This is a genomic window from Nonomuraea sp. NPDC049784 (genome assembly GCF_040659615.1).
Classification (GTDB): Bacteria; Actinomycetota; Actinomycetes; order Streptosporangiales; family Streptosporangiaceae; genus Nonomuraea.
The window spans coordinates 1-11,520 of the sequence record NZ_JBFAMX010000314.1; the positions used below are offsets into that span (position 1 = coordinate 1).

At 68.7% G+C, this 11,520-nt stretch carries 9 protein-coding genes and 2 pseudogenes; 5 read left to right on the forward strand and 6 right to left on the reverse strand.

Annotated features, from left to right (window positions below):
• Window positions 1–348, forward strand: a pseudogene (locus AB0J09_RS40190) (LLM class flavin-dependent oxidoreductase); the annotation flags it as partial.
• Window positions 349–353: 5 nt separating this feature from the next.
• Entirely contained in the window at window positions 354–809 is a 456-nt protein-coding gene (locus AB0J09_RS40195; RefSeq protein ID WP_360703013.1) for a DUF1772 domain-containing protein, read from the forward strand.
• A gap of 47 nt (window positions 810–856) precedes the next feature.
• Here the strand turns inward: AB0J09_RS40195 and AB0J09_RS40200 are convergent, their stop codons facing one another.
• From AB0J09_RS40200 to AB0J09_RS40215, 4 genes and pseudogenes are all read right to left on the reverse strand, one after another.
• Window positions 857–1,030, reverse strand: coding sequence for an acyl-CoA carboxylase subunit epsilon (locus AB0J09_RS40200; protein WP_360703029.1), 174 nt, complete (start codon window positions 1,028–1,030; stop codon window positions 857–859).
• A complete protein-coding gene (locus tag AB0J09_RS40205) occupies window positions 1,030–2,574 on the reverse strand; it encodes an acyl-CoA carboxylase subunit beta (protein WP_360703032.1) in 1,545 nt (514 codons plus the stop codon). Before AB0J09_RS40205 ends, AB0J09_RS40200 begins: the two co-directional genes overlap by 1 nt.
• 144 nt (window positions 2,575–2,718) lie before the next feature.
• Window positions 2,719–5,439 (reverse strand): AAA family ATPase, encoded by a 2,721-nt coding sequence (locus AB0J09_RS40210; protein ID WP_360703016.1) that lies wholly within the window; start codon window positions 5,437–5,439, stop codon window positions 2,719–2,721.
• A 26-nt stretch (window positions 5,440–5,465) separates the two neighbouring features.
• Window positions 5,466–6,794 (reverse strand): annotated as a pseudogene (locus AB0J09_RS40215) (2-isopropylmalate synthase); the annotation flags it as partial.
• A 222-nt stretch (window positions 6,795–7,016) separates the two neighbouring features.
• Here AB0J09_RS40215 and AB0J09_RS40220 point away from each other — a divergent pair.
• Window positions 7,017–7,871, forward strand: a complete 855-nt coding sequence (locus AB0J09_RS40220) for a metallophosphoesterase (protein WP_360703018.1) — start codon at window positions 7,017–7,019, stop codon at window positions 7,869–7,871.
• Complete coding sequence (locus tag AB0J09_RS40225) at window positions 7,868–8,566, forward strand: 4'-phosphopantetheinyl transferase superfamily protein (protein ID WP_360703020.1); 699 nt, start codon at window positions 7,868–7,870, stop codon at window positions 8,564–8,566. Before AB0J09_RS40220 ends, AB0J09_RS40225 begins: the two co-directional genes overlap by 4 nt.
• 62 nt (window positions 8,567–8,628) lie before the next feature.
• Here the strand turns inward: AB0J09_RS40225 and AB0J09_RS40230 are convergent, their stop codons facing one another.
• Together AB0J09_RS40230 and AB0J09_RS40235 are read right to left on the reverse strand one after the other, a co-directional pair.
• A complete protein-coding gene (locus tag AB0J09_RS40230) occupies window positions 8,629–9,840 on the reverse strand; it encodes an FAD-dependent monooxygenase (protein WP_360703023.1) in 1,212 nt (403 codons plus the stop codon).
• Window positions 9,837–10,415 carry a PadR family transcriptional regulator gene (locus AB0J09_RS40235; protein ID WP_360703024.1) on the reverse strand — a complete coding sequence of 193 codons (579 nt, stop codon included), beginning with the start codon at window positions 10,413–10,415 and terminating at the stop codon, window positions 9,837–9,839. Before AB0J09_RS40235 ends, AB0J09_RS40230 begins: the two co-directional genes overlap by 4 nt.
• Before the next feature lie 240 nt (window positions 10,416–10,655).
• Between AB0J09_RS40235 and AB0J09_RS40240 the strand changes: the two genes are divergently transcribed.
• On the forward strand, window positions 10,656–11,520 hold an 865-nt coding region (locus AB0J09_RS40240; protein ID WP_360703026.1), incomplete at its 3' end, for an NAD(P)/FAD-dependent oxidoreductase.

Genomic DNA, 11,520 nt, shown 5'->3' on the forward strand with positions numbered 1-11,520 from the left:
GGCTGGATCGCCGGGGGCAGCTCGGCGTCGGGCTATGGCGAGCTGGTCGGCCGGGTCCGGGAGGCCTGGGAGGCGGCCGGCCGGGCCGATCGGCCTCGCCTCATGGCGATCGCGTACGTGTCGCTGGGGCCGGACGGGCCCGAGCAGGCCGCGCACCACCTGCTGGACTACTACTCCTTCATGGGGTGGAAGGCCGAGATGGCGGTGCGGAGCGTGATCACCGACGCGCAGCAGCTGCGTGACTTCGTGGCGGGCTACGAGGCCGCCGGCTGCGACGAGCTGCTGCTGTTCCCGTGCGTCCAGGATCCGGGGCAGGCGGATCTGATCGCCGACGCGGTCTGGAGGTGATCATCATGCTGAACGTCCTGACCGTGCTGGTGCTCCTCGGCAGCGGCACGGTGGCGGGCGTGCTCTTCGCCGTGGCCGTCAGCACCGTGCCGGCGCTGGCGGCGATGCCGCCGGACCGTTACGTCTACACGCACACGCTGCTCGGCCGGAACTGGGATCCCACGATGCCGCTCATCGTGCTGGGCACGACGCTGCTGGACATCGTCCTGGCCGTCTGGGCGCCGGGAGGCGTCGCCCGCGCGCTGGTCATCTGCGCGACGGTGTGCCTTTTCGGTGTCTCGCTGGTCTCGCACCTGCGCAACGTGCCGATCAACAAGCGGGTGCACCAGACCGATCCGGACGCGGTCCCGCCGGGATGGGAGGATCCGCGGCCGGTGTGGCGGCGCTGGCACCTGCTGCGTACGTCGCTCTCCATGGTGGCGCTCGTGGCCAACAGCATCGCGCTCACTTTGATTTTCTGAATGTACGAAGGCAGGGCCCAAGGGGATTCCCCTTGGGCCCTGCCTTTTCAGGTGGTCCAGGAACGGGGCGAGCGATAGCGGTACCACTCCCGGCGGGGGCGCCTGGTGGAGGGAGACGGCTCAGGCCGTGCGGCCTGAGCCGTGCTCAGGGCGGTGATCGCGCAGACCAGCGCGCAGATCTCTTCGTCCGTCGGCTGTCCCGACATGATGTGCAGTTCCATCACATAGGCGGGTTTCCGTGCTTGCGCTGCGGGCCCGCCGAATGCTTGGCACGTAGCAGGGCGAGCGCGCGGATCAGGGTCGCCCTGGTCTCCCGCGGATCGATGATGTCGTCCACGAGACCGCGCTCGGCGGCGTAGTACGGGTGCATGAGGACGTTGCGATACTCGTCGACCCGCTTGGCCCGCTGCGCCGCGGGGTCGTCCGCCGCGGCGATCTCCCTGCGGAAGATGACGTTCGCCGCGCCCTCCGCGCCCATGACCGCGATCTCGTTCGTCGGCCAGGCGAAGGAGAGATCCGCTCCGATGGAGCGGGAGTCCATCACGATGTACGCGCCGCCGTACGCCTTGCGCAGGATCAGCTGGATCCGCGGGACGGTGGCGGCACAGTACGCGTACAGCAGCTTGGCCCCGTGGCGGATGATCCCCCCGTGCTCCTGGTCGGTGCCGGGCAGGAAGCCGGGCACGTCGACCAGGCTGACGAGCGGGATGTTGAAGGCGTCGCAGAGCTGGATGAAGCGGGCGCCCTTCTCCGAGGCCTTGATGTCCAGGACACCGGCCAGGTGACGCGGCTGGTTGGCGACGATACCGGTCACCTCGCCGTCGAACCTGGCCAGCCCGCAGATCAGGTTGCCCGCCCAGCCGGCGTGGAACTCGAAGAACTCCCCGTCGTCGACGATCTCCTCGATGACGGCGGACATGTCGTAGGGGATCGACGGCTCGGAGGGGACGAGATCGAGCAGGCAGTCGTTGCTCCGGTCCGGCGAATCGGTGGCGACGGTGGACGGCGGCAGTTCCTGGTTGTTGGACGGCAGCAAGGACAGCAGGAAGCGCACGTCCTCCAGGCACGAGACCTCATCGGGATAGACGAAGCCCGCCACCCCGGAAACCGTTCCGTGCACGCGCGCGCCGCCGAGGCAGTCGGCGCTGATCTCCTCCCCGGTCACCGCCTTCACGACATCGGGGCCCGTGATGAACATCTGGGCGATGCCGTTGACCATGAACACGAAGTCGGTGAGCACGGGGGAGTACGCGGCTCCGCCGGCGCATGGCCCGAGCATCACGCTGATCTGCGGGATCACGCCGGACATGCGCACATTGCGCTGGAAGATGCCGCCGTAACCGGCGAGCGCCGTCACCCCCTCCTGGATGCGCGCTCCTGCGCCGTCGTTCAAGCTGATCAGCGGGACCCCGGCGGCCTCGGCCAGGTCCATCACCTTGTGGATCTTGGCTGCGTGTGCCTCTCCGAGTGCCCCGCCGAACATGCGGAAGTCGTGGGCGAAAACCATGACGCGGCGGCCGTGGACGCGTCCCCAGCCCGCCACCACACCATCAGTGTGCGGGCGCCGGTGCTGCATCCCGAAGTCGGTCGCCCGATGCCGGCGAAAGGCCTCGACCTCCACGAACGAGTCGGGGTCGAGCAGCACCTCCAGCCGCTCGCGTACGGTCAGTTTGCCCTTGCTGTGCTGTCTCGCCGTCGCCTCGGCATCCGGCCCGCTCCTGATGTTCTCCTTGAGGAGGGCCAGCTCCGTGACACGATCGCTCATCGTCTCGCGCGGCAAGTCGGTCAACGGCGAATCAATGATCCCGGTGTCTTCCCGCTCCAGCATGCGTTCCCCTCACCTGTTGTCAGGTTCTGCAAAATCCAGAGGAACACACGGGTTCCGGGCCGGGGCACCCCTACCGGACCACTAGAAGGCAAGAGACGCAGGTAGATCGCTCCGGCCGCCGATGTTGAGCTTGCGGTAGGTGCGGGTCAGGTGCTGCTCGACGGTGCTGACGGTCAGGTACAGCTGGCCCGCGATCTCGCGGTTGGTGTGCCCGGCGGCCGCCAGCGCGGCGACCCGTCGCTCCGCCTCGCTCAGCACGGTCACCACCTCGCCGGCCTCCCGCGCCGCCGGGGTGTCGGCCTCCTCCGCCGCCGGGAGCGCGGTGTCGAACAACGCGGCACCGCACTCGTTCGCCACCGTCCGAGCCCGTACCAGGATCATTCCGGCACGCCTGCGCTCACCGAGCTTGCCGTACGCCTCCGCCAGGTCGAACAGTGACCGGGCCAGCTCGTAGTCGTCGCCGCTGGACTGCAGCAGGTCGACCGCCCTCCTGAGCAGGTTGGGGCGGTGACGCATCTCGCTGGTGGCGGCGAACAGGCGCATCGAGATGCCCTGGATGCGCATCGACGAAGAGCCGAAGCGGACCAGCTGCTCCTCGATGAGGAGCCTGGCCTGCTCCGGGTTGCCCAGGCGCAGGAGGGCGTCGGCGGCGTCGGCCCGCCAGGGGAAGAGATCCGGCGCGTTCAGGTTCCACTTGTCCATCAGCTCACCGCAGCGCTGGAAATCGTCGAGCGCCGAGGCGACGTCGCCGATGGCCAGGCTGTAGCGGCCCCTGGCGTAGAGGTAGTGCAGGCCGTATCTGGTCTCGAACATGGCGTCGAGCATGGGCTGGTCGAGCAGGTCGTGGGCGGTCTCATAGTGGCCCATCGCGGTGTGGGCGATGACGAGACTTCCGAGCGGACCGCCGACCGTGACGCCCCAGCCGCTGGCCGGGATGAGCTTCAGCCCGGTGCTCGCCTGGTGCACGGCCGTACGCAGGTCGCCCTGACGGATCGCGATCTCGGCCCGGATGGCGGCGAGCCTGGCCAGCCGGCTCGGTGCCTGCCTGGCCGAGGCCTCCTCGAGGAAGAGCTCGCACATGGGCGCGGCCTGCTCGGCGCGCCCGCCGTAGGTGAGGGCGAGCAGCGCGCTCTCCACCGTGTCCATCGACATCTCGTCGAGGTGGCTCACGCGCAGGATCCGCTCGGCGGCCGCGATGGCCTCGGGCTGCGGCCCGTTGACGATCACCTCGGTGAGGGCGGCAGTGGACTCCAGCCGGTGGATGGCCGCCAGCGGGGCCAGGGTGGTGCGAGGCTGCGTCTCGCCCAGCGGGACACTCATCGACGGGTACGTGGAGCGCAACCACGAGCCGGCGATGGCCAGCTCCATCGTCGTCTCCGGACCGTGGGCGGCGCCGGAGTCGGCCAGGTGATCGAACACCTCCTTGGCGTCGTCCATCTTTCCGTGCCAGAGCAGTGCCTTGGCGAGCACCACCGCGTCGCTCCCGTCGAGCCAGCCTCGCTGCATCGTCTCGAACAGGTCGGTGAGGCGTCTGGCCGGCGCCGCCGGGTTGATCCGCCATTCGGCGCGCATGAGCAGGATGGCGAGCCGCGTACGCTCCCGTTCGTCGCAGGCGGTGTGCCAGGCCAGCCGCAGGTATTCGATGGCGGGCTTGACACGCCCTTCCCGCAGGGCGTTCGCCGCCGCGTCGGTGAGCACGGGAACAACCCAGGGGGCATCGAGCGGACCGGCGTGGAGGAGGTGCTCGGCGATCACCTCAGTGGGGGCGCCGTCGTCGTGGCAGAGCCGGGCGGCCCGGCGGTGCAGGTCCATCAGGTCCGCCGGATCCAGCTCCGCCAGCACCGCGAGCCGGGCCGCCTCGTGCAGGAAGCGGCCCGAGCCGAGCACGCCGGACATGGCCAGGGAGCGGAGCGCGTTGTCGAGCCGCGTACGTTCGACGCCGAGCAGCCGGTCGAGGGAGTCGGCCTGGCCGAGCACGGCCAGCCCGCGCGCCACGCCGAGCAGCTCGGCCTCGCCGCGGTGCAGGCACTCCAGCACGGCCTGGCCGTACCTGTAGCCGGGAACGGGCCTGCCCTCGGAACGCTCCTCCAGCAGAGCCCTCAGCAGCAGCGGGTTGCCGGCGCTGTAGGTGTGCCAGTCCTCGGCGTACCGCTCGGCCTCCTCCGCCCCCACCTGCGCGGCGACCAGGGACAGAACGCCCGCGCGAGAGAGCGGGCGCAGCTGGATGGTGTGGCAGCGGGGCCCGGAGAACAGCTGCGCGCACGAGAAGGTGCCGGAGCCCGAGTCCCACACGGTGTCGGAGTAGCTGAGGACCATCATGATCCGGGCGAGCCGCACTCGCCGGGACAGGTACGCCAGGCAGAGCAGGGACAGCCGGTCGGCGTAGTGGGCGTCGTCCACCACGATCACGAGGGGGTAGCGCTCGGACAGCTCGATGAGCACCGTGCAGAGCGCGTGCACGACCTGGGCGTGGGGCTGGCCGAGGCGGTCGGAGCCGAGGTCGCGCTGCGCGCCCTCCCGCAGCAGGGCCATCGCCCTGGCGCGTTCCTCCTCCACCAGCGGCGCCTCGTGGATGAGCTGGCCCAGCACACCCAGCGGCAGGTCCTGCTCCACGGGGGAGCCCGACGCGGCGATGGACAGCGCGCCGCGTTGGGCGGTCCCTTGAGCGAACGTGTCGAGAAGCCTGCTCTTGCCCGTGGCGACGGGGCCGCCGACCACGGCGACACATCCTCGGCCCGAGAGTATGTTCGCGAGCAGGTCCTCCAAGGTAATGAGCGCTTCGTCGCGCTCGATCAGGTCCATTTCCGATCTCCCCCTGGCAGACACTCGTACAGTTCTCGTATCCGGTTCGGAGCGATCTCCGTGCCTTCCCCGTCCGCCTGCTGCTGGACGATCCGCGCGAACTCGATCTGCAGCCGGCGGGGCAGGCGCACGCCGTAATGGGCTCTCATGACGTAGGCGACGCCGCCCTTGCCCGACTGGCTGTTGATCCGTACCACGGGCTCGTAGGAGCGGCCGACGTCCGCCGGGTCGACCGGGAGATACGGCACGGCCCAGGGCAGATCGCGGGTGGCCGCGCCGGCCCGCTCGGCCTCGCGCTGGAGCGCGTCGAAGCCCTTGTTGATGGCGTCCTGGTGGGAGCCGGAGAAGGCGGTGTAGACGAGTTCCCCGCCGTAGGGATGGCGTGGGTGCACGGCCATGCCGTTGCACTCTTCCACCGTGCGGCGGATGTTGTCGATGTCGGAGAAGTCCACGCCAGGGTCGATGCCGTGGCTGAACAGGTTCATGCCGAGCGTGACCAGGTCGACGTTGCCCGCCCGCTCCCCGTTGCCGAACAGGCAGCCCTCGATGCGCTGAGCCCCCGCGAGGAGCGCCAGTTCGGCGGAGGCCACCCCGGTGCCGCGGTCGTTGTGCGGGTGGATGGACAGGCAGATGTGCTCGCGCCTGGACAGGTTGCGGCTGAACCACTCGATCTGGTCGGCGAAGACGTTCGGGGTCGTCCGCTCGACCGTGGTGGGCAGGTTGACGATGGTCTCCCGGCCGGGGCCCGGCTGCCAGACGTCCATGACGGCCTCGCAGACCTCCAGGGCGAAGTCCGGTTCGGTGTCGTTGAACAGCTCGGGCGAGTACTCGTAGCCGAGGTCGCAGTCGCTCAGCACCTTGTCCGCATATTTCATCATGAGGCGGGTGCCCTGGACGGCGAGGTCCTTGCACTCATCCCTGCTCATGCCGAAGACCAGCCGTCGGAACATCGGTGAGGTGGCGTTGTAGAGGTGGATGGTGGCCCGCCGCGCGCCTGCGAGGCTCTCCGTCGTCCTCCTGATGAGTTCGTCCCTGGCCTGGACGAGCACGGAGATCCGCACATCGTCGGGGATCAGGTCGTGCTCGATGAGGTGACGGACGAACGTGTGGTCGTCCTGGCTGGCCACCGGGAAGCCGACTTCGATCTCCTTGTAGCCCATCCGTACGAGGAGGTCGAACATCTTGCGCTTGCGCGCCGGGTCCATGGGGCTGGCCAATGACTGGTTGCCGTCGCGCAGGTCGGTCGACAGCCAGCGGGGCGCCGACGTGACGGTGTTGTCCGGCCATCGGCGGTCAGGAAGCGACATCGGTGCGGGAGCGCTGTAGCGCCGGACCGCCCTTGTAGTTCCGTTCAATGGCAGTCCCTCCTCGGGTGTCGAATGTTCGCTGGGACCGAAATCTGTGGCCCCCTACCAATGCCCAGGGTGAGGCATGCGGCTATTCGCCCGGCTTCGGGTGGCTATTTCCCTTACGGGCGGCTCTGGGCGGAACCCCTAATCCCCCTGGTGAGGGGTCGCGGACCCTAGACATGGGTGGCGGGACTTTTGACGGGAAATAGCGGACCTTATCGTGAAATTATGATCAAGGCCAGGAAGAGCCCCGGACGGCTTTGGGGGATAAGCGACCTGCATGTGTCCCATCCCCGGAATCGCCAAGTCATGGAGTCTCTCCGGCCCCAGTCCGACGACGACTGGCTGGTGGTCGCCGGCGATGTCGCCGAGCTCACCCCGGACATCGAGTGGGGGCTGACCTTCCTCAAGGGACGGTTCGCCACGGTCGTCTGGACACCGGGCAACCACGAGCTGTGGACGCTCGGCGGCGACCCCGTTCAGCTCCGCGGCGAGGAGCGTTACCAGTACCTCGTCGAGATGTGCCGGCGCATCGGCGTGATCACCCCGGAGGACCCCTACCCCGTCTGGACGGGCCCCGGCGGCCCCGCCACCATCGCTCCGCTCTTCCTGCTGTACGACTACAGCTTCCGGCCGCCCGGGGTCTCCCGGCAGGACGCGCTGGACTGGGCGAGGGGAGCCGGTGTTGTGTGCACGGACGAGCTCTATCTCCACTGCCATCCGTATCCGAGCAGGGACGCGTGGTGCGGTGCCCGGGTGGAGCAGACCGAGCGCAGGCTGGCCGAGTGTGACCCCGCCATCCCGACTGTGCTGGTCAGCCACTATCCGCTGATCCGCGAACCCACGCTGGTGCTGCGCCATCCGGAGTTCGCCATGTGGTGCGGGACGGAGCGGACCCATGACTGGCATCGCCGCTTCGCCGCAAGCGTCGCGGTCTACGGTCATTTGCACATTCCGAGAACCAGCTGGAGCGACGGGGTGCGTTTCGAGGAGGTCTCCCTCGGCTACCCGCGCGAATGGCTCCAGTGGACCAGGACAGGCACCGTGCTCAGATCGGTGCTCCCCGCGGAGGAACCGGCATGATCGAGTCCATCCTGCCCCCGTACGTCGTGTCTTCCGACACCACCGAGGACGAGCTGGAAGGGAGCCTGTTCCCGGAGGAGGAGGCGATGATCAGCAAGGCGGTGGGCAAACGGCGCAAGGAGTTCACCACCGCACGGATCTGCGCCAGGCGCGCCATCCGGATGCTAGGCCGCCAGCCGACGCCGATCCTTTCGGGACAGAGCGGGGAGCCGCTGTGGCCTCGGGGGCTCATCGGGAGCGTCACCCACTGCAAGGGCTACCGCGGCGTGGTGGTCGCCACGCAGGTCGAGGCGGCCGCCATCGGCATCGACGCCGAGCCCGACAAGCAACTGCCACTGGGCGTCCTCGAGGCGATCGCGCTGCCCCAAGAGGAGCGGATGGTCCGCGTGCTGCGCGAGCAGCGTCCCGAAGTCTGCTGGGACCGGTTGCTGTTCTGTACCAAGGAGTCGGTCTACAAGGCGTGGTTCCCCTTGGCGCGCCGGTGGCTGGGCTTCCACGACGTGCTGGTCGACATCCGTCCCGGCGGCACGTTCGAGGCGCGGCTGCAGGTGCCCGGCCCGCTGTTGAACCGGCACCGGCTGACCGGTTTCTCCGGACGCTGGCTGGCCGCGGACGGGCTCATCCTGACCGCGATCGTGATGCCGTCCTCCATCTACACCCCCGCCCGCAAGGGTTTGATGGCCGTGGTCAGCTGATCAAGCGCACACGAACGCCCGGCTGGGAGGACCAGCCGGGCGTTGTGGCATGTCTCCTGGGCCTAAGCGGCCCTGACGACCTCGTCCCACTCGATGTGGTAGTCGTACTGCGACATCATGAACTTGCTGTTGGCCGTCAGCTTCATGATGACCGGGGTGAACACGTCCCTGATCGCCGCGCCGAGCGGGCCGGGGGCCTTGTTGTTGTTGATGCTGTTGGCGACCTTGATGATGCTCTCGACGCGGGGCCGGCGGAGCTTCTCGAAGGTGGCGAACGCCTGCTTCGGGGTGGGCAGGTCGCGCAGGCACTGGGCCAGGACCACGCCGTCCTCGATGGACAGCGAGGCGCCCTGTCCGGAGGTGGGGGTGGGGGCGTGGGCGGCGTCCCCGATGATGACCATGCGGTCGTTGTGCCAGGTCGGCAGGTTGGGCACGGAGCGGGTGGGCGTGGCGCGCAGGTTCTCGGGGTTACGGGTGGCCTTGATGAGGTCGACCGCGGGGCCGGAGTCGTGCTCGAAGAAGCTGATCAGCTTGCGCTGCCAGCCCAGTCCGTCGGTGGCGTCGAGCTCGCCCTTCTTGGGCTCGTTGGGGTGCGGGAGGCTCGCGTACCACCAGACCTCGCGGCTGGGCAGGACGGCGTAGCCGAAGAAGGCCCGCTTGCCGAACATCATGCTGTAGCTGCACGACTCGGTGTCGACCGGAACTCCGTCGGCGTAGCCGCCGAGGTTGATCAGGCCGGTGTAATGAGGGGCGGGCGCCTTGGGGTCGATGACCTTGCGAACGGTGGAGTCGATGCCGTCGGCGCCGATGATGATGTCGCCGGTGGCCTCGGTGCCGTCCTCGAAGAGCGCCCGCACGCCGTCGGCGGTCTGCTCGGCACCGACCAGGCGCTTGCCGCCCTCGATGCGGATGCCGCGCCCGACGGCCTCGCTCTGCAGGATGCGGTAGAGGTCGGCACGGCGGATGGTGTGGCTGGTGGTGCCGTCCGGCAGACGGGCGCCGGTGTTGGTGCCGCCCAAGTTCTTCCCGGCGCTGTTACGCAGGGTGATCTTCGGGGTGGGGAATCCGGCGGCCACGACATCCTTGCCCGAGCCGATCGTACGCAGTGCGTCGATGCCGTTGGTGGCGACGGTGAGGAACACGCCGACGTCGTCGGCCGGGGTGGCGTACGCCTCGTAGACCACCGCTTCAATGTCGGCCTTCTGTAAGGCCATGGCGGCCGCGGGCCCGGCGACGCCGCCACCGACGATCAGCGCTTTCCGAACTGAAGTCATGCTTGGCTCCCTAAGGTTTCCTGCCATGCCCGCATGTAGGCCGGCTGCTTGAATGACTCGATGAGCTCAGTGACGAACTGACGCTCGGCTTCCAGCAGGGCGAGCCGGAAGTCGTCGTCGATCAAGAACACCCACAGGACCCCGTCGTTGCCGGCGCTCTGCCTGCTCTGACGGATCTGTTCGGCTTGAGTGTTGAGGCGTTCCAGCCGCTGGGTGAGCAGCCGGACCGACTCGGCGGGCGGCAGGACGCTCATGAGCGACAAGGCCACCCCGAACTGGGGATAGTCATTGACCGGCTGCGCGACCAGGTCGCTCAGCCAGTCGAACAGCTCGTGCCTGCCCTTCTCGGTGAGGGCGTAGACGGTGCGCTCAGGCCGCAACGTGTCACGCACTGTCTCCTGGGAAGCGATGAAGCCTGCCTTCGTCAGTTGCTTGACGACCATGTAGAGCGAGCCCTGGTTGTACTTGATGGACTGGTCGGTGTCGTGTCCTTTGAGGCGCCGTCCGATTTCATAGGGGTGCATGGGCTCGACCATCAGCTCGGCAAGCACCGCCAACGCCAGCGGGTTGGTCACCTTGCGTTGCATCATCACTGTCCCATCCACACTCCCTTTGTTGCTTACTCAGGATGCACTAGTCAGCCCTATATAGTCAACACCAACTATGCGACACCAACTATTACGACTCCCCGCGGGATCTCTCCGGTTCTAACCGGAGGCGCTCGTATCTGCCTCGAAAGCAGGCTCCAGTGGCCGTCTAGCCTCCGCGCTTACCGTTTCGCCACAGCTCACCCCAACCGTTCGGGAGGCTCGACGATGGCGATAGGCAGCGCGCTGGTCATCGGTGGCGGCATCGCCGGACCGGTGCTGGCGCTGGCGCTGCGCAGAGCGGGCATTGAGGCGACCGTCTACGAGGCGTACGCCGGCCCCGCCGAGGGAGTCGGGAGCGTGCTGACGATCGCGCCGAACGGCTTCGCCGCGCTGGCGATCACCGGCGCGGACGCCACGGTGCGCAAGGTCGGACAGCCGACCAGGCGCATGGTCGTGGCGAACGGTCGTGGCAGGAGGCTCGGCGAACTGCCCGGCCTGCAGGGACTCGAAGCCAGCCAGACCATGTGGCGCAGCGACCTCTACGGCCCGCTGCACGACCATGCCACGGCGAACGGCGTCAGGATCGTGTACGGCAAGCGCCTCATCGGCGCCGAGGAGACGCCGGGAGGCGTCACGGCCAGGTTCGCCGACGGCAGCTCCGCGAGCGGGGACATCCTGATCGGCGCCGACGGGATCCGCTCCACGGTCCGCACCCTCATCGACCCCGGCGCCCCAGGACCGCGGCACGTTCCGCTGCTGAACTTCGACGGCCTGGCGGACTACGTGGTCCCGGCCGACCCGGACGACCTGTGGTTCGCCTTCGGCAGGCGGGCCTTCCTCGGATACTGGCTGCAGCCCGACGGCCGGACCGGCTGGTTCGCCAACCTTCCCCACGCGGAGCCGATGACCGCCGCCCAGGCCCGCCAGGTGCCGGCGGCCGAGTGGCTGCGCCGGTTGCGCGAGGTCTACGCGGACGACGTGCCCGCCGCCGACCTGATCCGGCACACCGGTCCCGAGCGCCTGATCGTCCTGGGCACGGTCGAGATCATGCCGAGCGTGCCGCGCTGGCACCGGGGCCGGATGGTCCTCG

Excerpts from the sequence above, each read along its gene's own strand:
- AB0J09_RS40195 (WP_360703013.1), top strand. The coding sequence starts at position 354 with ATGCTGAACGTCCTGACCGTGCTGGTGCTCCTCGGCAGCGGCACGGTG.
- AB0J09_RS40200 (WP_360703029.1), bottom strand. The coding sequence starts at position 1,030 with ATGGAACTGCACATCATGTCGGGACAGCCGACGGACGAAGAGATCTGC.
- AB0J09_RS40205 (WP_360703032.1), bottom strand. The coding sequence starts at position 2,574 with ATGAGCGATCGTGTCACGGAGCTGGCCCTCCTCAAGGAGAACATCAGG.
- AB0J09_RS40210 (WP_360703016.1), bottom strand. The coding sequence starts at position 5,439 with ATGGACCTGATCGAGCGCGACGAAGCGCTCATTACCTTGGAGGACCTG.
- AB0J09_RS40220 (WP_360703018.1), top strand. The coding sequence starts at position 7,017 with ATGATCAAGGCCAGGAAGAGCCCCGGACGGCTTTGGGGGATAAGCGAC.
- AB0J09_RS40225 (WP_360703020.1), top strand. The coding sequence starts at position 7,868 with ATGATCGAGTCCATCCTGCCCCCGTACGTCGTGTCTTCCGACACCACC.
- AB0J09_RS40230 (WP_360703023.1), bottom strand. The coding sequence starts at position 9,840 with ATGACTTCAGTTCGGAAAGCGCTGATCGTCGGTGGCGGCGTCGCCGGG.